The 25135-nt window shown below is 66.0% G+C and carries 21 protein-coding genes and 1 pseudogene; 12 read left to right on the forward strand and 10 right to left on the reverse strand.

The genetic code is table 11. The features are described 5' to 3' along the window. Positions 1-108 precede the first annotated feature (108 nt). The 4 genes and pseudogenes from GGR45_RS14855 to GGR45_RS14870 form a co-directional block, all read left to right on the forward strand. Positions 109-387: pseudogene (locus GGR45_RS14855) on the forward strand (FKBP-type peptidyl-prolyl cis-trans isomerase); the annotation flags it as partial. Between the two features lie 123 nt (positions 388-510). Beyond that, positions 511-1173: a hypothetical protein gene (locus GGR45_RS14860; RefSeq protein WP_246358246.1), complete on the forward strand. Its 663-nt coding sequence runs from the start codon at positions 511-513 to the stop codon at positions 1171-1173. 111 nt (positions 1174-1284) lie between these two features. Next, on the forward strand, positions 1285-2091 hold the full coding sequence (locus GGR45_RS14865) for a transporter (protein WP_175312686.1): 807 nt from the start codon (positions 1285-1287) through the stop codon (positions 2089-2091). A gap of 135 nt (positions 2092-2226) precedes the next feature. After that, entirely contained in the window at positions 2227-4365 is a 2139-nt protein-coding gene (locus tag GGR45_RS14870; RefSeq protein ID WP_175312685.1) for a catalase, read from the forward strand. Between the two features lie 161 nt (positions 4366-4526). Here the strand turns inward: GGR45_RS14870 and GGR45_RS14875 are convergent, their stop codons facing one another. Beyond that, positions 4527-4790, reverse strand: coding sequence for a hypothetical protein (locus GGR45_RS14875; protein WP_175312684.1), 264 nt, complete (start codon positions 4788-4790; stop codon positions 4527-4529). A gap of 132 nt (positions 4791-4922) precedes the next feature. Here GGR45_RS14875 and GGR45_RS14880 point away from each other — a divergent pair, with 132 nt between their 5' ends. The 5 genes from GGR45_RS14880 to GGR45_RS14900 all read left to right on the forward strand — a co-directional run bounded on the left by GGR45_RS14880 (position 4923) and on the right by GGR45_RS14900 (position 12903). After that, positions 4923-5594, forward strand: coding sequence for a response regulator transcription factor (locus GGR45_RS14880; protein ID WP_175312683.1), 672 nt, complete (start codon positions 4923-4925; stop codon positions 5592-5594). A 25-nt stretch (positions 5595-5619) separates the two neighbouring features. Next, positions 5620-6936, forward strand: a complete 1317-nt coding sequence (locus GGR45_RS14885; RefSeq protein ID WP_343051201.1) for a sensor histidine kinase — start codon at positions 5620-5622, stop codon at positions 6934-6936. Positions 6937-7066: 130 nt separating this feature from the next. After that, a complete protein-coding gene (locus tag GGR45_RS14890; RefSeq protein WP_175312682.1) occupies positions 7067-10288 on the forward strand; it encodes an efflux RND transporter permease subunit in 3222 nt (1073 codons plus the stop codon). After that, positions 10281-11456 (forward strand): efflux RND transporter periplasmic adaptor subunit, encoded by a 1176-nt coding sequence (locus GGR45_RS14895; RefSeq protein ID WP_175312681.1) that lies wholly within the window; start codon positions 10281-10283, stop codon positions 11454-11456. Before GGR45_RS14890 ends, GGR45_RS14895 begins: the two co-directional genes overlap by 8 nt. Continuing rightward, positions 11449-12903 (forward strand): efflux transporter outer membrane subunit, encoded by a 1455-nt coding sequence (locus GGR45_RS14900; protein WP_175312680.1) that lies wholly within the window; start codon positions 11449-11451, stop codon positions 12901-12903. The genes GGR45_RS14895 and GGR45_RS14900 overlap by 8 nt, the downstream gene beginning before the upstream one ends. A 51-nt stretch (positions 12904-12954) precedes the next feature. On the opposite strand, the gene GGR45_RS14905 is transcribed toward GGR45_RS14900, so the two are convergent. The 3 genes from GGR45_RS14905 to GGR45_RS14915 all read right to left on the reverse strand — a co-directional run bounded on the left by GGR45_RS14905 (position 12955) and on the right by GGR45_RS14915 (position 14716). Next, positions 12955-13935, reverse strand: a complete 981-nt coding sequence (locus GGR45_RS14905; RefSeq protein ID WP_175312679.1) for an MBL fold metallo-hydrolase — start codon at positions 13933-13935, stop codon at positions 12955-12957. Positions 13936-14131: 196 nt separating this feature from the next. Continuing rightward, entirely contained in the window at positions 14132-14500 is a 369-nt protein-coding gene (locus GGR45_RS14910) for a DUF4440 domain-containing protein (protein WP_175312678.1), read from the reverse strand. Positions 14501-14551: 51 nt separating this feature from the next. Next, positions 14552-14716: a hypothetical protein gene (locus GGR45_RS14915; RefSeq protein ID WP_175312677.1), complete on the reverse strand. Its 165-nt coding sequence runs from the start codon at positions 14714-14716 to the stop codon at positions 14552-14554. Between the two features lie 196 nt (positions 14717-14912). Between GGR45_RS14915 and GGR45_RS14920 the strand changes: the two genes are divergently transcribed. The 3 genes from GGR45_RS14920 to GGR45_RS14930 all read left to right on the forward strand — a co-directional run bounded on the left by GGR45_RS14920 (position 14913) and on the right by GGR45_RS14930 (position 20935). Next, positions 14913-16748 (forward strand): cation:proton antiporter, encoded by a 1836-nt coding sequence (locus GGR45_RS14920; protein ID WP_175312676.1) that lies wholly within the window; start codon positions 14913-14915, stop codon positions 16746-16748. Next, positions 16745-17398, forward strand: a complete 654-nt coding sequence (locus GGR45_RS14925; RefSeq protein ID WP_175312675.1) for an OmpA family protein — start codon at positions 16745-16747, stop codon at positions 17396-17398. The genes GGR45_RS14920 and GGR45_RS14925 overlap by 4 nt, the downstream gene beginning before the upstream one ends. 294 nt (positions 17399-17692) lie before the next feature. After that, a complete protein-coding gene (locus tag GGR45_RS14930) occupies positions 17693-20935 on the forward strand; it encodes a PAS domain S-box protein (protein ID WP_175312674.1) in 3243 nt (1080 codons plus the stop codon). Here the strand turns inward: GGR45_RS14930 and GGR45_RS14935 are convergent. The 6 genes from GGR45_RS14935 to GGR45_RS14960 form a co-directional block, all read right to left on the reverse strand. Continuing rightward, complete coding sequence (locus tag GGR45_RS14935; RefSeq protein WP_175312673.1) at positions 20932-21420, reverse strand: metallophosphoesterase family protein; 489 nt, start codon at positions 21418-21420, stop codon at positions 20932-20934. The two genes, GGR45_RS14930 and GGR45_RS14935, sit on opposite strands and share 4 nt — an antisense overlap. Next, positions 21417-22493: an SPL family radical SAM protein gene (locus tag GGR45_RS14940; RefSeq protein WP_175312672.1), complete on the reverse strand. Its 1077-nt coding sequence runs from the start codon at positions 22491-22493 to the stop codon at positions 21417-21419. Before GGR45_RS14940 ends, GGR45_RS14935 begins: the two co-directional genes overlap by 4 nt. A gap of 114 nt (positions 22494-22607) precedes the next feature. Beyond that, positions 22608-22880, reverse strand: a complete 273-nt coding sequence (locus tag GGR45_RS14945) for a hypothetical protein (protein WP_175312671.1) — start codon at positions 22878-22880, stop codon at positions 22608-22610. 38 nt (positions 22881-22918) lie between these two features. Then, on the reverse strand, positions 22919-23497 hold the full coding sequence (locus tag GGR45_RS14950) for a class I SAM-dependent methyltransferase (RefSeq protein WP_175312670.1): 579 nt from the start codon (positions 23495-23497) through the stop codon (positions 22919-22921). Continuing rightward, positions 23497-24147, reverse strand: a complete 651-nt coding sequence (locus tag GGR45_RS14955; protein ID WP_175312669.1) for a PIG-L deacetylase family protein — start codon at positions 24145-24147, stop codon at positions 23497-23499. Before GGR45_RS14955 ends, GGR45_RS14950 begins: the two co-directional genes overlap by 1 nt. Further along, positions 24144-25133 carry an acyl-CoA dehydrogenase family protein gene (locus tag GGR45_RS14960; RefSeq protein WP_246358247.1) on the reverse strand — a complete coding sequence of 330 codons (990 nt, stop codon included), beginning with the start codon at positions 25131-25133 and terminating at the stop codon, positions 24144-24146. The genes GGR45_RS14955 and GGR45_RS14960 overlap by 4 nt, the downstream gene beginning before the upstream one ends. Positions 25134-25135: the final 2 nt, after the last annotated feature.

A 25135-nucleotide genomic window follows, 5' to 3' on the forward strand; every position in this document is an offset into this window, starting at 1 on the left:
TGCTCGTCCGTCAGCCAAAACAGGTCGCTCATTACCAGTCTCCTCACGGAGCCTGAATCAGATCGCGACGCTCACATCAATGGGTCCTGACCCTATCTGAAGGCAACGGGCGCGGTATTCGATCAAGCCATGCAGACGCCGATGCCGGTCGACGGAGTCATCCCCGGATTCTCGGAAGGATTGCAGTTGCCCGGTCGGGGCGGCATCGTCCGGCTCTGCGTCCCCGCCGCCCTCGGCTATGGCGCGCAGGCCTCCGGCCCGATCCCGGCCAACGCGGACCTCGTTTTCCAGGTCGAGCTGCTGGACTTCAAGACTGCCGCTGAGATCGACGCGCTGCGCAAGGCGGGGGATGCGGCCCCCACGCCACCAACCTCGTCAAAGCCCTAAGCCCGACGCCAGACACGCACGATTCGGTTCGTCGGCATCGTGACGCGCAAGAACGGCACCACGCGCCCCCACTGATGGTCATCTGGGGGCGCGGGTGCGGCTCCGTCCTCCGTGACGGAAGAATTGGACAAGATCAACTACAGTTGTAATCATGAGCACCCAATCCGTGAGGGGGTGATTATGACGAATTTTCATCGGACGATGCTGATGATGCTGATGATGCTGTCGGGTTTCGGCCTGGCTCTGTCATCCGCCGCTCAGGCTCAGAATGCCGGCTCGCCAGACAATGCCGCCATGGCCGCGCTATTCAAGGCAGATCAAGCTGTTCGCGCCGGCATCCGACCGGAACAGACGGTCGATCGCGCTTTCGTCACCAAAATGATCGCTGACGATCTGCAACGCCGGGTCGCTGCACGAAAGCTGCTGGAGGCGGAAGCGCTTCACTCGGCTGAAGATTATTATGCGGCGGCTTATATCTTCCAGCATGGCAGCACCGCTGACGATTATCTCCTGGCGCACAGCCTGGCCCTGGCAGCGATCGCGCGGGGTAAGGCCGACGCCACATGGATCGCGGCGGCGACACTCGACCGCTATCTGCAAAAGATCGGGCAGAAGCAGATTTACGGAACGCAGTACATCACGGCCAAGGCGACCGGCCCGACGATGGAACCCTATGACCCGACCATCGTACCGGACAGCTTGAGAGCGGCGCTGGGCGTCCCCGGCCGCAAGGAGCAGGAGGCGCGGCTTCAGAAAATGAGGGCCATGGTGCCAACGCCGAAATGACCTCGCCGAGCGAGCCCCGGGGCAACTTGCGTCCGCCATGGCGGCTTTGTCGTTGCATGGCGGACGCAAACCGATGCAAGGCTTTGGGATCAAGCGGTTAAGGGGGCATCGATGGTGAAGATTAAGGGATGGGCGCTGAGCGCTGCGGCCATCTTGATGGGCGCCCCCGCCCTTGCCGAAGACGAACCGCGCTTCTGCCCCACCCGGCCCAACCTCGGCGGGTCAAGCTGCACGACCGAGCCGGGGCGGGTCCATGTCGAGATCTCCGCGCTGGACTGGCAGCGTGACGATCAGCCGGACCAGCGAGAGGATCGTATCGTCACGGCGGACATCCTGACCCGTGTGGGGGTCGGCAAGAACACCGAGTTGCAGCTCGATTGGGTCGGCTATGGCCGGGATCGGACGCGCGACAAGACCGCAGCCGCGACCGACACCGTGACGGGCACCGGCGACGTGACCGTCGCGATCCGCCAGCATCTGGCCGGGGGAAAAGAACAGCCCTTCTCGGCGGGCGTTCAGGTCTTCGCGACTGCGGCGACGGGCCGCTATCCCGTTGGTGCCGGCACCTGGTCGACGGGGGTCATCATCCCTGTCCAGTATGAGCTGACGAAAAAGCTCGCCATCGCCGTGACGGGGGAAGCCGATGCGGCAGCGAACCGATCCGGCCTGGGCCGGCACCTGGCCTATAGCCAGATCACCGGCCTGCGTTACAAATTTACCGAGCAGGTCACGGCCAATGCCGAACTGTCGCTGGAGCGTGACGACGACCCCGACCAGCATGAAACGCTGGCCTTGGCCGCGCTGTCAGCCGCCTGGCGGCCAGCCAAGGTCGTCCAGCTCGACATTCTGGCGGCGGCGGGCCTCAACTCTGCGGCTCCCGATCTGCGTCTCGTCACGGGTGGCGCCATCCTGTTCTGACCATCCCGTTTGTGACCGGGCGGCGATGCGTCAAGGTCAGCACGACGCCTTGATCTATATCACTCACTTAGTTGGAGGGCGAACCGCCGATCCGCGCGTTGGGAGGAAGATACCCCTCAACGACGGAATAGCATCATGGCGAACCAGAGTACCAAGCGCGATGGCGGCAAGACGGGCGAGCCGACCCGCTATGCCGAGCCTCAGGGCCATGGGGGAGAGACGCATCAGAGCACGGACGATGCGAGCCGCACCCTGACCACCCAGCAGGGTGTTCCCGTTGCAGACGATCAGAACAGCCTGCGCGCGGGCGAGCGCGGGCCAACGCTGCTCGAGGACTTCATCCTGCGCGAAAAGATCTTCCATTTCGACCACGAGCGCATCCCGGAGCGGGTGGTCCATGCGCGCGGTTACGGCGCGCACGGCGTCTTCGAGCTGACCGACAGTCTGGCCGATTATACCCGCGCCGATGTGCTGAGCCAGGTCGGACAGCAGACCGAGGTGTTCGTCCGCTTCTCGACGGTCGCGGGCAACAAGGGGTCGATGGACCTGGCGCGCGACGTGCGCGGCTTTGCCGTCAAATTCTATACGAAGCAGGGCAACTGGGACATTGTCGGCAACAACATTCCGGTGTTTTTCATCCAGGACCCGATCAAGTTTCCCGACCTGGTCCATGCCGTAAAGCAGGAACCCGACCGTGCCTTTCCGCAGGCGCAGTCGGCCCACGACAATTACTGGGATTTCGCGTCCTTAAGCCCCGAGGCCTGGCACATGGTCATGTGGCAGATGTCCGACCGGACGATCCCGCGCTCGTTCCGGACCATGGAAGGCTTTGGCGTTCACAGCTTCCGGCTGGTCAATGCCGAGGGCAAGTCGACCTTCGTCAAGTTCCACTGGAAGCCGCGCCAGGGCCTGCAGTCGGTATTGTGGAACGAGGCCGTCAAGATCAACGGTGCCGATCCCGATTTTCACCGTCGCGACCTGTGGACCGCGATCGAAGGCGGCGACTTTCCGCAATGGGATTTGGGTGTCCAGCTGTTCGACCAGGAAACGGCCGACCGCCTGCCCTTCGACCATCTCGATTCGACCAAGCTGATCCCCGAGGAGGAGGTGCCCGTCCGCATCGTCGGCACGCTGACCCTCAATCGCAATGTGGACAATTTCTTCGCCGCCACCGAACAGGTCGCCTTCTGTACCCAGAACGTCGTCCCCGGCATCGACTTTTCGGATGACCCGTTGCTCCACGGGCGCAACTTCTCCTATCTCGATACGCAGCTGAAGCGGCTGGGCGGACCCAATTTCACCCACATCCCGGTCAATGCGCCGCGCTGTCCGGTGATGAATTTCCAGCAGGACGGCCATATGGCGATGCACAACCCCAAGGGGCGCGCCAATTACGAGCCGAACAGCTGGGGCGCCGATGGCGGCCCGCGCGAAAATCCGACGATCGGCTATCGCAGCTTCCCCGCCGAGGTGCAGGGGACCAAGCAGCGTATCCGCGCCGAAACCTTCGCCGACCATTACAGCCAGGCGCGGCAATTTTTCGTCAGTCAGTTGCCCATCGAACAGAAGCATATCGGCGATGCCTTGGTATTCGAACTGTCGAAGGTCGAACGGGTCGACATCCGCGCGCGCGCCGTGTCGCACCTACGGCTGATCGACGAAGGGCTGGCGGCGACGGTCGCCGATGGCCTCGGCCTCGATCTGCCCGAGCCCGCGCAGGCGGCCAAGCCGACGCTCGACCTGCCGCCCTCGTCCAAGCTCAGCATCCTTTCCAACGGCCCTGCGGACTTCAAGGGGCGCAAGATGGGTATCCTGCTGACGGACGGCAGCCGTGCCGAGCTGTTCGCCGCCCTCACAAAGGCACTCGAAGCGGAGGGTGCGCTCTGGGAAGTCGTGGCGCCCAAGATCGGCGGGGTGACGCTGGATGACGGGACGAAAGTCGCGGCCCAGCAAAAGGTCGATGGCGGTCCCTCGGTGCTCTATGATGCCGTGGCGGTCCTGCCGTCCGAGGCGGGCGCGGCCATGCTCGCCAAGGATGCGACGGCCAAGGATTTCGTTGCCGATGCCTTTGCCCATTGCAAATTCATCGGCCACAGCGCGGCGGCCATGGGCCTGTTCGACGCGGCCGGCGTGACGGAACGGGACGAAGGCTTTGTCAGCCTCGCCAAGACCCAGGATGCCGGGGCATTCGTCAGCCAATGCCGCGCGCTACGCCTCTGGTCGCGGGAACTTGGCGTCGACCTCGATGCGGCGTCGCTTCCCCCTCAGCGCTGACGATCATGGGAACGGGAAGGCTTGGTCACGCCTTCCCGTTCGACCTCGCTACAGGCCGTGACGGCCGCCGGATCGCTTGGACCGGCTTTCGCCCCGACACCTTGTGGTTCCGGCAGGTCGGAATGGGTCAGGCGAGGTGGAGGCATGGTCATGGCGGGCCTTCAATGCGCTCCGTCGCGGATCGGTGATGGGGTCGCCGCGTGCGGCACCAACGTGTCGGAGCTGATCTGGCTCGCATTCTGGTGTCGGCGATCGTGATGATGGGATTTGCGGCGACCGGGCTCGACGCAGGGAGTCGCATCGGCCATCGGCGCGGCCACGTCGAAGCAATCGTTGGACATGTCCCTCCCGCCCTGCGCGCCGAATGCCGGGATCGCGATCAGGCCGGTCGAGATGACAGCCATCCATAAGCAGGTGCGGCGCATTCGGAGCCTTTCGGGTGAGTTCGCTGAGATCGGCTCCATCTCGTCCAAAAGCCGGGCTCTGCCGACTTAAATGAATTTCACCTGCCGTACCGAAGCTTGGCCATGAGGCGGATGTAGGGCTATGCCGATGGCATGGCTGCCATCCTGGTCATTGAAGACGACGACGCCACCGCCGCAGCGATCATGGCCGAGCTGAAGCGGCATGGCCATGATGCCAGCCGCGCCGCCGATGGCGATACCGGTCTGGACCTTGCCACCCGTGAAGCCTTTGATGCGATCACCCTGGACCGGATGCTGCCCGGACTGGACGGCCTAACCCTGGTCGCGCGCCTGCGGGAGCGGCATATCACCATCCCCGTCCTGATGCTGAGCGCACTCAGCGATGTCGATGAGCGGATCGCGGGGCTTCGCGCGGGCGGCGACGACTATCTGACCAAGCCGTTCGACTTCGCCGAAATGGCGATGCGGGTGGAGGTGCTGCTCCGGCGGCGCGAACAAGCCGAGGCGGTGGTGCTGCGTGGCGGCGGGATCGAATGCGACCTGGTCCGCCGCATGGTCAAGGTGGACGGCGAGCCGACGCGGCTGCTGCATATGGAGTTCCGGCTGCTCGAATTCCTGATGCGCAACCAGGGAGAGGTGATGACCCGGCGGATCATCTTCGAGCGGGTCTGGGGCTATTATTTCGATCCGGGCGCCAATCTCATCAGCGTCCATATCGCCCGGCTGCGCAAGAAGATCGACCGGCCGGGTCGACCGTCGCCGATCCAGACGGTGAAGGGAGAGGGCTATCTCTTCGAGGGCTGACGATCCGCTGCGCTGGCGCGACGTCGTGCGGATCAGCACGTTCCGCCTCTCGGCGATGCTCGGGGCCGTGTTCGTCATCGGGCTGATCGCGATGCTGGGCGTGGTCTATGTCGCGACCGCACGCGATCTGACCGCGCGCAGCGACCGAATCCTCCATGCCACCGCACAACGCCTGTTGCAGGTTCCCGCCGACCAATTGCCCGATCGCATCCGGTACGAGCTGCGGCGCGACCGGGCCGGTTTCAACTATCTGTCGCTGGTCGCGGCCGACGGTACCCTGGTCGTCGGCAATGTCCGCCTGCTGCACCCGCTGCCCCCTGGCCATCCGGTCGATGCCGAAAGCCGATCACGGGGGCCTTTCCGCCTGGTCGCGCTGCGCACACGCGAGGGCGAGACGCTGCTGGTCGGGCGCGACATCAGCCTGCTGCGCGACCTGCGCCATACCATCCTGGAAACATTGACGGTCAGCGGCCTGCTGACCCTGCTCTGCGTCGCAGCGGCGGCGATCGGGTTCAGTCGGGCACCGCTCCGCCGGGTCCGTGCGCTGCAACGGGCCAGCCGGGAGATCGCGGCGGGCGATTTCTCGGTGCGGATGCCCATCGCGGGACGACATGACGAACTCGACCAGTTCGCGACGACGGTGAACGCCACGGTCGCGGAGGTCGGCCGCGTCGTCGCCCAGGTCAAGGGTGCGACCGATGCCATCGCCCATGATCTGCGCACCCCCCTGACCCGCGTCCGCGCGACCCTCAACGCCCTCCACCACCGGCCCCATGACGCGACCGAAGTGGCGGCCGGAATCCGGCAGGCGACCACCGATCTTGACCTGGTGCTGGAGCGGTTCGCCGCCTTGTTGCGCATCTCGGAACTGGAAGCAGGCCGGCGGCGGGCCGGGTTCCGCTCGGTCGATCTGGGCAAGCTCGTCGCGCAGGTCGCCGAACTCTACGAGCCGCTGGCGGAGGATCGCGCGATCACCCTGTCGGTCGCGACCCGGTCCTGGTCGGTCGAAGGCGACGACAAGCTGCTGTTCGAGGCGCTCAGCAACCTGCTCGACAATGCCATCAAGTTCGGACGTCCCGGCGGCCGGGTCGAGATTGCCCTGATCGAGGATGAGCGCGGCGACGCCATAGAGGTCCGTGACGACGGACCCGGCATTCCGCCCGAAGAGCGCGATGCGGTGCTTCGTCGTTTCCACCGGGGACAGGGCGTGCAGGAGATCGCCGGCAGCGGCCTGGGCCTGAGCGTTGTCGTAGCGATCCTGCACCTGCACGGTCTTCGCCTGGATCTGTCCGATGCCCGCCCGGGCCTTTGCGTGCGGATCTCGCTTCCCCGGCGCGAGTGAAATTCATTTAAGTCGCTTGTGCCCCCGAATGGCGCGATGAGCACCCGTCGGCGACGCGCTGCGGGTTCCCCACCCCCTGATCCCCGCGCCGTCGCCGATACCGCCCATCCCTGACGGTCACGGGACGCCCATGCTTCAACTCGTCAAGCTCGCCCTCAGCAAGCCCTATACCTTCGTCGTCCTTGCGATCCTGATCGTGCTGGGAGGCGGTATCGCGGCCGTCGAGACGCCGACCGACATCTTCCCCGACATCCGCATCCCGGTGATCGCGGCGGTATGGACCTATCGCGGCCTGCCGCCGCGCGACATGTCGGGACGCGTCATCTATTATTACGAGCGGTCGTTGTCGGCGACGGTGGGCGATATAGACCATATTGAAAGCCAGTCGCTGTCCGGCGTCGGCATCGTGAAGATTTTCTTCCGCCCCGGCGTCGACATCCGCACCGCCACCGCGCAGGTGACGTCCGCCTCGCAGACCGTGTTGAAGCAGATGCCGCCGGGCATCACCCCGCCCCTGATCCTGAACTACAACGCGTCGACCGTGCCGATCCTTCAGCTCGCGCTGTCCGGCCAGGGACTGTCCGAGCAAAAGATCTACGATCTTGGCCAGAACATGATCCGCCCGGCGCTGGCGTCGGTGCAGGGCGCCGCGATCCCCTCGCCTTATGGCGGCAAGGAACGCCAGATCCAGATCGACCTCGATCCCGCCGCGCTTCAGGCGCACCGCTTGTCGGCGACCGATGTCGCCAACGCGCTGGCGCAGCAGAACCAGATCGTGCCCGCCGGAACCGCCAGGATCGGCCAGTACGAGTATAATCTCCGTCTGAACAACAGCCCCGACGCGATCGACGATCTCAACGACCTGCCGATCAAGACGATCGACGGGACCACCGTGCTGATGCGCGACGTGGCGCATGTCCGCGACGGATCGCCGCCGCAGCGCAACGAAGTGCGCGTCGACGGCGCGCGCTCGGTCCTGATGACGGTGCTGAAGAGCGGTTCGGCCTCGACCATCGCTATCGTCGATCAGGTCAAGGCGCTGATGCCCAAGCTGGAGGCGACGCTGCCGCCGGACCTGAACGTCAAGCTCCTGTCCGACCAGTCGGTGTTCGTGAAGGCGGCGGTGTCGGGCGTGATGCGCGAGGGCGTGATCGCCGCCGCGCTGACCAGCCTGATGATCCTGCTGTTCCTCGGCTCCTGGCGCTCGACGGTCATCATCGCCGCGTCGATCCCGCTCGCCATCCTGGCCGCCATCGCCGGGCTGGCGCTGGCCGGGCAGACGCTGAACATCATGACGCTGGGCGGACTGGCGCTGGCGGTCGGCATCCTGGTCGACGACGCGACCGTCACGATCGAGAACATCAACTGGCACCTGGAACAGGGCAAGCCGGTGCGCGAGGCGATCCTGGACGGTGCCAAGCAGATCGTCGGCCCCGCCTTCGTCTCGCTGCTGTGCATCTGCATCGCCTTCGTCCCGATGTTCTTCCTGCCGGGCGTCGCGGGCTTCCTGTTCGCGCCGATGGCGATGGCGGTGGTGTTCGCGATGATCGCCTCGTTCATCCTGTCCCGCACGCTGGTGCCGACCATGGGCAACTACCTGCTGCGCGATCATGCCAGCGCCCACACCGCCGAGGTGATGGTGGCGCATGACGCGCAGGCCGGACGCCCGGAGAGCCGCAATCCGCTGCGCCGATTCCAGCATGGCTTCGAGCGTCGGTTCGAGGCGGTGCGCAGCTATTATTCCGGCCTCCTCGCCTTCGCGCTCGCCCGGCGGCGGCCCTTCGTCATCGGCTTCATGATCGTGGTGCTGATGTCGTTCGCGCTGGTGCCGATGCTGGGTCGCAACTTCTTCCCCGCGGTCGATGCAGGCCAGATCAGCCTCCACGTCCGCGCCCCCGTCGGCACCCGGATCGAGGAGACGGCGGCGCTGTTCGACCATATCGAGGACCGCATCCGCCAGGTCATTCCCGCCGACCAGCTCGACACCATCGTCGACAATATCGGCCTGCCGGTCAGCGGCATCAACCGCGCCTATTCCAACACCGGGGGCGTGGGTCCACAGGACGGCGACATTCTGGTCACGCTGAAGGAAGACCACCGCCCGACCGCCGAGTTGGTCAAGGCGCTGCGCGAGCAGCTGCCCCGTGATTTCCCGGGTTCGTCCTTCGCCTTCCTGCCCGCCGATATCGTCAGCCAGATCCTGAACTTCGGCTCTCCCGCACCGATCGACGTGCAGGTCGCAGGCCCCGACACCAAAGGGAACGAGGCCTATGCCCGGATGCTCGTCGCCCGACTGGCGAAAATCCCGGGGCTGGCCGATGTCCGCCTGCAACAGGCATCCAACTATCCCGAATATGCGGTCGACGTGGACCGTGCGCAGGCCAGCCGCCTGGGCATCACGGAAAACGACGTGACGCGCAGCCTGTCGGTCAATCTGGCGGGCAGCTCGCAGGTCGCGCCGACCTTCTGGCTCAACCCGAAGAACGGCGTATCCTATCCGATCGTGGTGCAGGCCCCGCAATACCGCGCCAGCACCATCGAGCAGATCGACAACCTGCCGATCACGGGCAGCACGCCGGGCAGCTTCCAGACGCTTCAAGCGCTGGGCACGCTGCACCGCGAACCCAGCCCCGCGCTCGTCTCGCACTATGCGGTGCAGCCGGTGTTCGACGTCTATGCGACGCCGCAGGGGCGCGATCTGGGCGCGGTCGCCGCCGACATCAACAAGGTGCTGGCCGAAACCAAAAGCCAGTTGCCCAAGGGCGCGACCGTCGCGATGCGAGGACAGGTGGAGACGATGAACACCGCCTTCACCGGCCTAATCCTCGGCCTCGCGGGTGCGGTCATCCTGATCTACCTGTTGATCGTCGTGAACTTCCAGAGCTGGATCGATCCGCTGGTGATCGTCTCCGCCCTGCCCGCCGCACTCGCCGGGATCGTGTGGATGCTGTTCGCGACGCACACGCCGCTCAGCGTCCCCGCCCTGACCGGCGCCATCATGTGCATGGGCGTGGCGACCGCGAACAGCGTGCTGGTGGTCAGCTTCGCCCGCGAACGGCTGGCGGATTGCGGCGATGCGATCCAGGCGGCGATGGAGGCGGGCGCCGCCCGCTTCCGACCGGTGCTGATGACCGCCCTGTCGATGATGATCGGCATGGCTCCCATGGCGCTGGGGCTGGGCGAAGGCGGTGAACAGAACGCGCCGCTCGGCCGTGCCGTCATCGGCGGCCTGTTGTGCGCCACGCTTGCCACCCTCGTCTTCGTTCCCGTCGTCTTCGCCATCGCGCACCGCCGCCAGAAGGCGGCCGCGCCCTCCCCCCTTACGCCCATCGGAGAAGCCATCCATGCATGACGCCGCCCCGGCCCCCGCTGTGTCGGCCGACACGCCCGCGCCCAAGGGCCTGAAGATCGCAGGCCTCACCGCCGCCGTCCTGGGGATCGGCATCGTGGGTGTGGGAACCCTGACCCGCAGCCATGATGTCGCCGCGGCGGCAAGCTGGTCTACGGCCAACGCGATTCCGACCGTCCACCTGGTCGCCGTCAAAAATGGTGCGGCGACCGATGCTCTGGACCTGCCCGCCACGCTGGAGGCTTGGGAAGCCGCACGGCTCTTTCCCCGTATCAGCGGCTATGTGCGCAGCTGGTCGCAGGACATCGGGGCGCGCGTGGCGGCGGGTCAGCCCCTGGGCGTGGTCGACACGCCCGAGCTGGACGAGCAGATCGGTCAGGCCCGCGCGGCGCTCGCCAGTGCCCTCGCGCACGAAAAGCTCGCGCGCAGCACGGCGGCGCGCTGGGCCGATCTGTTGACCAGTTCCTCGGTTTCCAAACAGGAAGTCGATGAGAAAAACGGTGATCTTGCCGTCAAGACGGCCGGTGTCGCCGAGGCGCGCGCCGCGCTGTCGCGGCTGGAGGCGATGAAGCGCTATGCCGTGGTCCGCGCGCCCTTTGCCGGCGTCGTGACCGCGCGCAATGCCGAGGTCGGCGATCTGGTCGGCCCCGGTGCCGCTGCCCAGGCGCCGATGTTCGGCGTCGCCGACACCCACCGCATCCGGGTCTATGTCAACGTCCCCCAGTCGCTGTCCGCGACGATCAAGCCGGGCATGACCGCGACGCTGAATGTCCCCGCCTATCCGGGGCGCCGGTTCACCGCTACGGTCGCGGGGCTGTCGAGCGCGGTCGACCCGCAATCCGGCGCGTTTCGTGTCCAGCTGCTCGCCGACAATCCCGACGGCATATTGAAGCCCGGCGGATATGCCCAGGTACGCTTCGACCTGCCCGGACACCCGGGAGTGGCGCAGGTGCCGTCGAGTGCGATCCTGTTCGGCCCGGACGGCGCGCAAGTCGCGACGGTGGGGCCACAGGGTCGCATCATGATGCACAGGGTCCAGATCGGGCAGGACGATGGCCCGACCGTCCAGATCCTCTCCGGCGTGAAGCCCGGCGAGCGGATCGTCGACAATCCGCCGGATTCGCTGGCAAAGGGTGAACTCGTTCGCGTGGGGGCCGACAACCATGGCTAAGCCCCTTTCCCCCTGGCTGGCAGCGGCGATGTTGACGCTGCTGGGCGGATGTTCGATGGCCCCCGCCTACCATCCGCCGGTCATGCCGGCTCCGGTCGCCTTCAAGGAGTTGCCGACAGCCGGGGACCCCGTGTGGAAACCCGTCGACGCGGCGGCCGCCGTCCCACCCGCTGCCTGGTGGGAAGGCTTTGGCGATCCGCTGCTCGACCAGCTGGAATTGCTGATCGACCGCGACAATCCGACGCTGGCGGCGGCGCTGGCGCGTTACGACATGGCCCGCGCGACCCTGGCCGGCGCACGTTCGGGGCTGTTCCCCCGCGTCGAGCTGACGCCCAGCCTGACCCGTAACCGGCAGTCGGACGAGCGCCCGCTACGCGGCGGATCACAGCCCGATTTCTATACGGCCGCAACGTTGGGCGGCGACCTATCCTATGAGGCCGATCTGTGGGGACGGGTGCGCAACTCGGTTGCCTCCGGCCGCGCGCTCGCGGAAGCCAGCCGGGACGATGCGGCGATGGTGAAGCTCGCCCTGCAAGGGCAACTGGCAACCGACTTCGTGCATTTGCGGGGGCAGGACCAGCAGCTTGCGCTGCTGGCGCAGACGATCGACGCCTTTGCCAAGGCCGACGCGCTGACTCGCAACCGGTTCCGCGGCGGCATCGCGACCGGCATGGATGTCGGGCGTGCGGGTGCTCTGCTGGGCGAAGCACGCGCGCAATATGCGGAATTGCAGGCGGCGCGCGCCGTAACCGAACATGCGATCGCCAGCCTGGTCGGGCAACCCGCCTCGACCTTTTCCATTCCGCGTCGCGACAGCCCGCTCGATCTGCCGGTGATTCCGGTCGGCCTGCCCTCGACGCTGCTCGCAAGGCGTCCCGACGTCGCGGCGGCGGAGCGGCGCATGGCGGCGGCCAATGCGCGGATCGGCGTCGCCAAGGCGGCGTTTTTCCCCCAAGTCACTTTGGGGGGCGCGGGAGGATTTCAAAGCACGGCGCTGGCGGGACTGGTCGCCGCCCCCAATCTCTTTTGGGCGATCGGACCAGGTGCGATCCTGAACCTGTTCGATGGCGGAAAACGCCGCGCCGATGTCTCCGCCGCGCGGGCCGACTGGGATGCGGCCGCAGCCGACTATCGCAGCCGCGCCTTGGGAGCGTTCCAGGATGTCGAAGATGCTCTCGCCACGCTTCATCACCTCGATGATGCCCAGGCCGCCCAAGCCCAGGCGGTGGCATCCGCCACCAGCACCAGTCAGATCGCGCTGGACCGCTATATCAAGGGCGCCGCCACCTATCTCGACGTTGCCACGGCCCAGGAAAATCTGCTTCGAGACCAGCAGATAGCTTTGTCACTTCAGACCGGACGCCTGATTGCCAGTGCCGCCCTGGCCCGGGCACTGGGCGGCGGGTCGCCCCTCGCCTTCCGCGCCGCATCCACCCAGGCACACTAGGCTTGTCCTATCCACCAGCTTTGCCGAGCATTGGACGGCCATCATGGTCCGTCAGGCGAAGGCGTATGCGCATCCGGGTTCCGCGGCGACGAAGCGCTCCGAAGGAATATCGGCATCGCGGAGAGCTGATGCCAGTTCCACCGCGGGCGCCTCTCGCGCTTCGTCCGTCAGCTGGAACGTCCCCCAGTGGATACCAAGAGCCCTTCGCGCACCTACGTCCGTGAAAATCCGTACCGCCTCGGCTGGATCGACATGTTGGGCGGCCATGAACCAGCGCGGGGCATAGGCGCCGATCGGAATGAGCGCGACCTCCGGGGAGCCCAGGCGCGTGCGAACCTCATCGAAGATACGGCCATCGCCATAGCCGGTGTCGCCGGCGAACCAGACCGATCCGGCCGGCGTCCGCAGATAATGACCGCCCCACAGCATCATCCGCGTGTCGCCCGGCCAGCGGTTCGACCAATGATAGGCCGGCGTCAGCGTCGTGGTGACGCCCCGTCCCAGGTCCAGGTGATCCCACCAGTCGGCCGTCATGCACCGAGCGCCGGGTATCGCCCGCCGCACGATCGCATCATTGCCGAGCGGCATGGCCATCACCGGCTCGTACTTCGCGTGCAGCCGGCCAAGGGTATCGATGTCGAGATGGTCGTAATGCCCGTGACTGAGCACGACGATATCGATCGGCGGCAGGTCATCGAAGGCGATCCCCGGCGCGCTCACCCGCTTGGGGCCGATGCGGCGAAAGGGGCTGGCCCGGTCCGACCAGACGGGATCGGTCAGGATATTGGTCCCGGCGGCCTGGATCAGCAATGTCGCGTGGCCGACCATCGTCACGCACAGGCCGTCCACCCGCGGCTCGGGCTTGGCGGGCACCACCGGCACCGACCTCGGCCATGTCGCGGCGCCCCCCGCCAGCTTCCAGCGCAGCACGGCGCGAAGCCCGCGATCGGTAGCGGCCTGTCCCGGATTGAAGAAACGTACGCCGTCGAAATGGTCAGTCGGCGGTCCGTCATAATAGCGATTGCGGGCCATTGGCGGGCGACACTCATCTACGGGAAGGGCTCGGCGTCCGCCAGGCTCATGGCGGCGTCACCAGGCACGATCCTGGCCGAACTTCCAGGAACCGGCAAGGCATGGAACTGCCGTCGATCGTGCATCGGACGCCCGGAAAGCGGGCCGCGGGGGGCACGACCGAAAACATTCCTCCGGCCGTGCCCAACTCCCGCCGTTACGCCTCGGCCAGAGGCTTGGTCAGCCTTGGTGTCTGCTGATGCTGCACGACGCGCCAGACCTCATGTTCGAGCCGCCGGATGACCGACGTACAATAAGCTTCATAGGTCTCGTCGCCGCGGCTGGCCGCGACGTGATAGCCGATGACGATCAGGCCCTCCTGCGGGCGCGAGACGTTCCGTTCGCTCAGCTCTGCGCTGTCCCAGACGGGCGTGTCGGCCACTGCCGATACCGCCACATCGCCCCTCAGCACGAAGGGCGGCCGAGGCAGGACCATCACCACCTCGGCATCGACCTTTTCGCGGTAATTGTCCGGGCCTTGGGTCCAGAGGCTTTCCTCAAAGCTCCAGAGGCGTTCATCATCCATATTTGGCACTCCCGATTGTGAACTGGTCGGCCTGCGCGCCTATGGCGGCGTTCAGGCAAAGTCGCCGAGCGCCGCGGCTTCGTCTTCGGCGCGTTCCGGCACGGATTTTTCATCCGCCGGGCGATGGTCGGGACGGGAGGACGGCGTGTCGGTGCCAGCCTCTCCGCCGGGCGTGGCCGCCTGCGCATCGGGAGACTGGCTGGGGTGATCGGACATGACGGCTCCTTTCCCGTGGCCGACGCAATCCGGCCGGTCACGCCATAGAACGCGTCCGAACGTCATCGGAGCCGTTCGAAAACAAGGAAAATCCCGGACGGCCGATGGAGCCCCTGCTGGCCCGTCGCAAGCGACGCCGCCGCCGGGATGTCATATCCTCGGTTACCTTTGCGTGTTCCGGAAGTTTAGTGCCCCTATGGAACAACAAGCCCTTGTCTTTGCGCTGATCGGTATTCTGGGGATAGGCGCGCAGTGGATAGCCTGGCGGACCGGATGGCCGGCGATCGCGCTGATGCTGGCGGCAGGGGTCGTCGCCGGTCCGATCACCGGCCTGATCGTGCCCGAACACACGTTCGGCGACCTGCTGGAGCCGATGATCTCGGTCGCCGTCGCACTGATCCTGTTCGAGGGCGGGCTGAGCCTCAATTTCCGCGAGCTGCGCAAGACGGAAGGCGCCGTGACCCGGTTGATGATGGTCGGTATCCCGCTGGGCTGGGTGCTGGGCGCGCTGGCCTGTTACTATGTCGCCGGGCTGGTCTGGCCGGTGGCGATCCTGTTTGCGGGCATCCTGGTCGTGACGGGTCCGACGGTCGTCATCCCCCTGCTGCGCCAGAGTAACATCGCCGCCCGGCCCCGCGCGATCCTGAAATGGGAAGCGATCGTCAACGATCCGTTCGGCGCGCTCTGTGCCGTCATCACCTATGAATATCTCCGCCGGGTCGACGAAGGGGGCACCTTGTTATCGGTCGTCACCGCGCTGCTGGGCGCGGCGGTGGTGTCGGGACTGATCGGCTATGCCATGGCGCGCGCGATCGCCTGGGCCTTTCCGCGCGGGCATGTGCCCGAATATCTGAAGGCGCCGGTGCTGCTGGTCGCGGTCATCGGCACCTTCGTTCTATCCAACCTGATCCAGCAGGAAACCGGGCTGCTCGCGGTGACGGTCATGGGTGTGGCGATCGCCAATATGCGGCTGGATTCGCTGCGCGACATTCATCCCTTCAAGGAGAATGTGACGGTCCTCCTGATCTCCGGCGTGTTCGTCCTGCTCTCCGCCTCGCTGGATTTCGAGGTGTTGCGGCTGTTCGAATGGCGCTTCGCGGCCTTTCTGCTGGCCCTATTGTTCCTGGTCCGCCCCGCCACCGTGCTCATCGCGCTGGCCTTCAGCAAATTGCCGTGGAACGAACGCCTGCTGATCGCGTGGATCGCACCGCGCGGTGTCGTCGCGGTGGCGGTGTCCGGCCTGTTCGCGCTGCGGCTTGACCAGCTGGGCTATGGCAATGGCAACATCCTCGTAACCCTCTCCTTTGCGGTGGTCGTCGCGACGATCATCGCCCATGGCTTCAGTATCCGCTTCGTCGCCCGGTGGCTCAAGGTTACGGGGGCGGCGCAAAAGGGGTTGCTGATCGTCGGCAGCACGCCGTGGAGCATGTCGCTGGCCCGCCAGATCCAGTCCCTGGGCCTTCCCGTCATGATCGCCGACACCAGTTGGCAACGACTGGCAAGCCCGCGCCAAGCCGGAATCGAGACCTATCATGGCGAGATCCTGGCCGAGACGACCGAAGAGCGGCTGGATCTCAGCCAGTTTCAAGTGATGGTTTCGACGACCGAAAACGAAGCCTATAACGCGCTGGTCTGCAACGAGTTCGCGCATGATATCGGCCGGGACTCGGTCTATCAGCTGGGCGGCAGCGGCGATGACGAGGATCATCGCAGCCTGCCCGAGGCCTTGCGCGGGCGCGCCATGTTCACCGCCGGGCATGGCGTGGAGGACATCCTTCAGCGCGAGGCGGCGGGCTGGACCTTCCGCAAGACGCGCATCAGCGAGCAGTTCAACTTCGACAGCGCCCGCTCGACGCTGCCCGACGAAGCGGACATGCTCTTCGTACTGCGCAAGGACGGTCGCATCCGCTTCTTCACGCACGCCGCGCGACCGACGCCGCAAAATGGTGATATCGTCGTGTCCTACGGACCGTCGCGCCACGCGGATTCGGAAAGCAGGAATTCATTCCACAACGGGGAGGCCATGGCATGACGATCTCGAAGCGGAAATATCGGGGCGTCGCCCCCTTTGCGGCGACGGCGATCGGCCTGAGCCTGGCCGCGTGCCAGCCCGGCGGCAAGGGCGTGACGAACGAAACGGCGGAAACCTTGGCCGAGGTCAATGCGGCGATGATCGACAATAACATGGTGGCAGAGGCTCCTGTCGAAACGAAGTCGATCATCCGCCCTGATATTGAACCCACCCCCACGCCCACCCCCCGCCCCGAGCCGATCGAGCGTACCATCCCCTTCCCGGCCAAGGGCGCGCAGCCGGACCAGGTAGGCCTCGCGGTGCTCGACACGCTCGTGACCGATCCCACCTTCCAGCTGGGCGGCCCCATCACCCTTTGGGGACACAGCGACTCCAGCGGTTCCGACGCAGCCAATCTGGTTTCGTCCCGCCACCGTGCCGAGGCTGTTCGCGACTATCTTGTGAAAAAGGGCACGTCCCCCGATCGCATCACCGTCATCGCGATGGGCGAAGCCCGCCCCATCGCGCCGAACCGTAAGCTCGACGGTTCGGACGATCCCGAGGGGCGCGACAAGAACAGGCGGGTGGACATCAAGGTGGACCTGCCCCGTCCGGATCCGGACGCGGCGCCGGCTGCGGAGGCCGACGCGCCCCGGCCACCCGAGCGATAGGATGAGCGGCAGGGTGACCTGCTGACGACATCCCGTTCGAACCGGATCCCAGCCTGCGCAACCGCGCTGTCCATCGCGCTCGTCATGTCAAGAGCGCCCTCGTTAACCATTTGATTATTGATGTCTTTTTTTCGTGCCGTCGGGCTAAGCCACGATAACGACCGATACGGATGAAATCGTTTGGCGGAGTGGGCCGAGCCATAGCCAAGGGTCGCATTTCGCGTACAGTTGCGCGGGTAAGGCAAGTCGGTCATCCCAATTGCGCCTTATCCCCTCGATGCCAGGGCTGGACCATTGAAGAACGGTAACGACAACGACGATCGTGAGATGCTCCGGCTTGCGGCACTGGATCGCTACGACGTGATGGACACACCGCGCGAACCGACGTTCGACGAGCTGGCCGCGCTGACGGCCCGGTTATGCGATACGCCGATCGCCGTGGTGAATCTGGTCGGCGAGGGACGTCAGTTCTTCAAGGCGGAAGTCGGCCTTGGCGTGCGCGAAACCCCGCTGCACAGTTCCTTCTGCGCCCATGCGCTGCTGGAAGAAGAGTTGCTGATCGTCCCCGACCTGAGCAAGGACGCGCGGTTCGCGTGCAATCCGCTTGTCACGGGCGAGCCGCATATCCGCGCCTATGCGGGAGCGTTGCTGAAGACCGAAGATGGGCTGGCGATCGGTACGCTCTGCGTCCTGGACTATCGGCCGCGCCCCTTCAGCGAGGTGCAGCAGGAAACCCTCCGGGTCCTTGCCCGACAGGTGATGGCGCAACTCGATCTGCGGCGCACCGTCGAGCAGCTGGACCGGAAGAACGAAGCGCTCCGCGTGGGTGAGGAACGGCTGCAACTGATCCTCGACAGCGCACGGGACTATGCCATCATCGCCACGGATAACGATCGACGAATCACCAGTTGGTCGGCCGGTGCCCAGACCATTTTCGACTGGACCACCGGCGAAGCGCTGGGCCGATCGATCGACGACATCTTTCTGACCCAGGATCGCGCCGAGGGTATCCCGGCTCAGGAATTCGCTCGCGCCGCATCGGAAGGTTACGCCCCGGACGTCCGCTGGCACCGCAAGCCCGATGGCTCGCTCGTGTTCCTCAATGGATCGACCCATCCGATCCGGAACGCGGATGACCGGATCATCGGGTTCCTGAAGATCGGCCGGAACGAGACCGAGGACTGGGAACGCGCCGCCGAACTTGCCCGCGCCAGGGCGGAGCTCATCGACAGCGAGGACCGGTTCCGCAACATGGCCGACCATGCGCCCGTCATGATGTGGGTCACGGATGCGGACGGCCATTGCACCTATCTCAACCGCCGTTGGTACGAATATACCGGGCAGGCATATGAGGAGGCCCTGGGGCATGGCTGGCTCGACGCCACCCATCCTGACGACAGGGCCGAGGTGGCGCGCATTTTCGAGCAGGCGAATACGACGCATACGTCTTGCCGCATCGACTATCGCCTGCGCCGCGCGGACGGCTCCTATGGCTGGGCGATCGATGCGGCTTCGCCACGGTTCGGGCCGGACGGCCAGTTTCTGGGCTATATCGGTTCGGTCATCGACATCGCCGACCGTCGCGCGGCGGAGGATGCGCTGCGCCACGCCAATGCGCTCTTGGCCGCCGTGATGGAGGCGGTGCCCGGCGTCGTCTATGCCAAGGATAGCGCGGGCCGGATGCTGGCCGCCAATCGCGGAACGGTGGAACTGGTCGGCAAGCCGATCGAGGCGATCATCGGACGGACCGACCTGGAATTTCTGGACGACGCGGCCCAGGCGGAGGTCGTCATGGCCAATGACCGGCGCGTGATGTCCGAAGGCCGGACGGAAGTTCTGGAGGAGAAGGTCAGCTTTCCCGACGGAACGGATGCGATCTGGCTGTCGACCAAGGCGCCGTTCCGCGATGCCGCCGGCCATGTCGTCGGGCTGGTCGGCTCCTCGATCGACATCACCGAGCGCAAGCGGGCCGAGGAAGCGCTTCAGCGCATGAACGAGACGCTGGAGGACGAGGTCGCGGAACGCACCGCCGAGCGCGATCGCATGTGGGACACCTCGCCGGACCTGATGCTGGTCATCGACTTCGAGGGCGTCGTCCGGCGGGTCAATCCGGCCTGGACCACCCTGCTGGGCTATAGTCAGGCGGAACTCGTCGGCCATCACGTCAACGAGTTCGTCGTCGCCGAGGATCATGCCCAAACGACGGACGCCTATGAACTTGCCGCCAGGGGCGGCAGGCCGGAAGTCCAGAACAGGTATCGGCACAAGGACGGCACGATTCGCTGGATTTCCTGGAATGCCGCGCCGGCGGGCGACATGACCTATGCCACGGGCCGCGACGTGACGGCCGAGAAGGATCAGGCTGCCGCACTGGCCCAGGCCGAGGAGCAGCTTCGCCAGGCTCAGAAGATGGAGGCGGTCGGTCAGCTGACCGGAGGTCTGGCACACGACTTTAACAATCTGCTGACGGCGGTGACGGGGGGCCTCGAACTGCTCGCGGCGCGAATCGCCAAGGGCAAATATGACCAGCTCGATCGCTATATCACCATGGCGCAGAGTGGCGCCCATCGTGCGGCCGCGCTGACCCAGCGGCTGCTCGCCTTCTCGCGGCGACAGACGCTCGCGCCCAAGCCGACCGATGTCGATCGCCTGATCGCGGAGATGAAGGATATCATCGTCCGGACCATCGGCCCCTCCATCGACGTGAATGTCGTCTCCGCGCCGGGCCTGTGGCCGATCCTGGTCGACGCGCCGCAGCTGGAAAGCGCGCTGTTGAACCTGTGCATCAATGCGCGTGACGCCATGCCCGATGGCGGCAAGCTGACGATCGAAACCACCAACAGGCCGCTGGATGAGCGAGCGGCGGCGGCGCAGGATCTGCCCGCGGGTGATTACGTATCGCTGTGCGTCACGGATACGGGAACCGGCATGACGCCCGACGTGATGGCACGGGTCTTCGAGCCCTTCTTCACGACCAAGCCGATTGGGGAAGGCACCGGGCTCGGTCTGTCGATGATCTACGGCTTTGTCCGTCAGTCGGGTGGTCAGGTCCGCATCCATTCCGAAGTCGGCGCAGGCACGACGATGCGCCTCTATCTGCCGAGATTGATGGGCAAGCATGACCTGCCCGTCCCTCACGAAGTCTCTGTCGCACGGCACCGCGCGCATGAAGGGCAGACGATCCTGCTGGTCGAGGACGAGGACGCGATCCGGGATCTGGTCAGCGAAGTGCTGCGCGATGCCGGATATCGCGTCTTGACGGCCAGCGATGGCCCGATGGGGGTATCCGTGCTGCAATCGAACGAGCGCATCGATCTGCTCGTCACCGATGTCGGCCTGCCGGGCGGTCTGAACGGTCGCCAGGTCGCCGATGCGGGCCGCGCCGTCCGCCCGTCCCTCCGGATATTGTTCGTGACCGGCTATGCTGCCAACGCCGCCGTCGGGGCGGGGCATCTGGACGAAGGCATGGAGGTCCTGACCAAGCCTTTCAACGTGCTGGAACTCGAACGACGCGTGGGAGAGATGCTGTCCGCCTAGGCGGGGGCGATCAGTTGCCCCAGGCAAACCGGAGCGAAATGGTGAGGGTCGACGCCGACATCATATTGTCGCGGCATCGGCTTCAGCCTTCCATGACTATGGCCATGAAGGTTGAGCGCGCCCTTGTGCTGGCCATTCCAGCTGCGGAAGGGATAGTGGCACAGGACGAGACGGCGGCCGTCCACCTCGATCTCCGCATAGTCGCCGACACTCGCCCAGCCTTGCGCTGCGACCGTCTCGTCCGGATCGTTGTTGCCGCGCAGCAGGTGCTTGATCCCGTTAAGCCGCGCGAGCAGCGTGGGCACGTCGGCCGGCCGCCGAGCGACGTCGCCGAGGTGCCAGACGATATCGTCGGGGGCGACCGTCCCGTTCCACCGTTCGATCAACACGCTGTCCATTTCGGCCACGCTGTCAAACGGACGCTTCTGGATGTTGATGGTGCGATGATCGCCGAAATGCGTATCGGCGGTGAAGAATATGGTCATGTCCAGTACAGGACGCGCGCCAGGGGCAATGCCGACGCGATCCGTTCCGCAAAGAAGCCGCGCAGATCGCGCATGGTCGCGGCGTCATAGACCTGCTTTTCCGACCCGAATTTCGTCCGCTTCGTGGTCCGGCCGCTCAAACCCATGTCGAGCGATGACCCCGGATACCAGCTGTCCAGCACCGCCTTTGAGCCCGCGGTGAAGCGATGCGTAATCAACTCAATGGTCAGGTCCAGGTCGGGCACCTCGGCAAGCGCGGCCGCCGCATCGGCCAGCAACCTGCCATAAGCCTCGCGCCAGCCCGTCGCCGCGATGATCGGCGCGATCGTCAGGCCGACCGGATATCCCGCCAGCGCCATCCGCCGCAGTCCCGCCAGCCGCGCGGCGACCGGCGCGGTGCCGCCTTCGAAACGCGCGAACATCGCAGGATTGATCGAGGCGCGCATCCGGGTCCGCCCATGATGCGCGATGTCGAGCAAGGGCGCGACATTGGCGAATTTGCTGGTGAAGCGAAGCTGGGCCGGTGCTTCCCATTGTCCGAACCATGCGATTACCGCTGACAGAGAGCCGGTGATCGGCTCCAGCACCAGCGGATCCGTGTAACAGGAGGCCTCGAAGGTCGTTCCTTCATGCATCCGGTGCCGGTCTTTCGACGTCACGCCGCCAGCACCGAGATAGGGTGGCAGGCCCGCAAGTATCTCGTCGAGATTGGCATAGACCCGCGTGATCGGCGGCCCCTTCAGCGACCCGGCCAGATAGCAATAGCTGCAATGCGCCGGACACCCCTCTGCCAGATCGACACGCCAGTCGGCGCTGGGAGCGATAGGCTGCAGCCGTCGCTTCGATGGCGACGCTACGACCAGCGCCAGCGTCGATTTGGCGATGGCATAGGCACGGCGGGGATCATCGGGCAGATCGAGCGCCAGGCGGTCGCCGCTCAGCGGGACAACCTCGACGCCCCGGGCCTCCGCGCGCGCCACGATCGATCGACCATGTTCGAACCCCATGGAGGAGCGCGTGACGAGCAGCCGGCGCGGTAACCAGTCGGCACGCCCTCCCACGTCCGTTTCCATGTCCCGTCCCATGTCGATGCCGTGCGCGAGAGCCATGGGCTTGGAACGGATGGCACCGGGTTATGGTCCATCAGCCGATAAAACCGGACTGCGACGATCCCGACGGCGTCCTTGCTAAAGCCCGACCCGCTCGATCATCGTGGCGATTTCGACCGGCAGGGCGGAGGCGTCCTTGGGCAATAGGCGGTTCAGCGCCGTCTGCACCCGTTTGCGGGCGACCTGATACGCCTTGTGACGGATCGAACGCGTCGCATTGGTTCGCCAGGACGCACTCTCCCCGAGCAGCGCCTCCCACTTGGCCTCCTCCGCCTCCAGGATCGACAAAGCCAGTCGCAAACCATCCCGCCGTCCGCGGGCATATTCGTCGGAAGTCTCTGCTTTCGCCATGGCCTTGCTAGGTGGGCTTGATCCTGAGCCTTGGCAAGTCAGCCTGAACGCCGCGCGGAAAGGACATGCCAGCGAGATCGGCGACGAACGGTCCGCACGCTCCAGCAGGCCCCGGTCAGGTCGAGAAAGCGTTGCTGGATGCCGGCGGCATGTTGCGCAAAGTCATAATAGTCGATGCCGTGGTGCGCCAGGATCAACCGACCTCCCGAACGCAGCGTTCGGGCGACATCGGCAGCGACCTGCCGCATCGCGCCCGGCGGCAGGTAATAGAGAAGTTCGGCGATCACGATCGCGTCATAATGCGCCCGGCGGAACCGGCCCGGAAGCGCCAGTTCGCTCGCTTGCCCACGCGGCCAGGGGGCGATGGCCTGCGCCGTCAGCCGGGTGCCCTCCGCCGTTCCATCGGTCGCGTCGAGACGCCGGGCGCGAGGCGCGATGGCGCGGCTGTTTGATCCATTGCCGCTTCCCAGTTCCAGCACCCTGCCCAGGGGTCCAGGGCCGAGCGCGTGGAGGATGGCGGCGCGCTTCGCCGCTTCATCACGGTCGGAATAGGTCCGCCAGGGGTCATCATCGGCGGCGAATTTCTCCGAAAACCCACTGAGGTCGATCGCCTTCATCACCGTTCCTCGACGAAATATTCGACCGGGTGGGCAAAGACCGCCAGTTCATGGGCCGCGATGGAAAAGCCCTGTGGATCGTCGGTGATCGCCCCCAACTGGGTCCGATGAGACCGGATCAACGAGCCCTTGGCCGCTGCCCCGCCCATCATCACGACGGCCCGGCCACGCGCCGCCATCCGCCGCTGCGGCGGCCAGACCTGATAGGTCAGGCGCCGTCCACCGAACCGATGGTCGCGAAGCACCATCGCGACCGCCCGGTGATCGGGATGCGCATCAGTCAAGGCAGGACCGACCAGCATATCCATCTCACCGAGCCGCTGGAGCGCCTGATTCAGCACGGGGCGGCATCGGGCGCCCCGCGCCGACAGGCCACCATCGGGCAGGCGCAGGAACGTCACCTCCTTGCGGCATACGCCCAGACGGCGAAGAGCATGGAGGCTTTCCCGCGCCCGCGCCGCGATCAGGCGATCGGACGGCCATTTCGCGCTCCCCGGGTGCGAGGCCGCGCCATCGCTGACCACGACGATGCGGACTTCGCTGCCCCGGCGCCGCAACGCCTGAATCAGCCCCGCCGCACCGATGATCTCGTCATCGGGATGCGGCGCGACGATGACGGCCCGGCGGACGCCCTCCAGCCTCAGCCTCATAGCGACGGCGCCAGCAGGCCCCGTTGCACGGCCTGCCCGACGCGCAGGCGCTGGGCATCGGGGGCGGGCTGGCGCAGATAGACCGCCAGATCGCCCAGCATGGCCGACAGAGGATGCGCCCGAAACTGTCCGGCGAGCCCCACCGCCTCGCGCGCGATCACCATCGCCCGCTCCGCCGCATCGGTTACGACCAGACGCGCAGAGGCGACCCGCGCCAGCCGTGCCTCGCCATCGTCGGCCTGATCCTCGTACCAAAGCTCGGCGGTACGTCGCACCGTCGCCGCCGCCAGGTCCGCCAGCCCGAACAGGGCCGCCAGTCGCGCAGCTTGAAAGGGATCTTCGGCCCGGCCCGCCCGCACGAGATGATCGCAGGTCTGGTCGCAGATGCCCGCAATACCCCCGGCATGGACCGCCACGAAGCGAAGTGCCCCGCCGCTGAAAAATGGCTCACGCGCGTAACAGCCGGGGGCGGCGATCCGATCCTCCTCATCGATCGGGGCATCATGCCAACGCACCTGATGCGTCTCTGATCGCTGCATACCCGTGACCTGCCACCAGTCGCGATCGATCCTCGGCACGGCCCGCGCCAGATCGAGCAGGATCAGTTGCGCACCACCGGGCGTATCCGCCGTCACCAAGGCATGGCTCAACATCCCTGCCCCCGATGCGTAGCTTTTCCCCCCTCTCAGGCGATCGCCGTCGAGCCGCAGGGGTTCGCCCGGCAGCGCGGCGTTCCAAACTCCCAGCGTTGCCCCCTGCCGGAGTATCCGCCGGAGCCGATCGACCTGGGGCGGCGAACCATAACGCTGGACAATCTGGACCGCATCGACATGCCCCTCCATCAGGCGCGCGAGCGGAAGATCGCGACGGCCGATCTCGTAAAGGCGGGTGAGCAGCGCAAGCAAGTCCTGGGACGTCTGCGGATCGCCCGGGGAATGGTCCGTCCAGCCCGAGGCCGCGATCGCGCCTTGGAGATCAGCGGCCATGC

Source organism: Sphingomonas zeae (assembly GCF_014197135.1).
GTDB lineage: Bacteria > Pseudomonadota > Alphaproteobacteria > Sphingomonadales > Sphingomonadaceae > Sphingomonas > Sphingomonas zeae.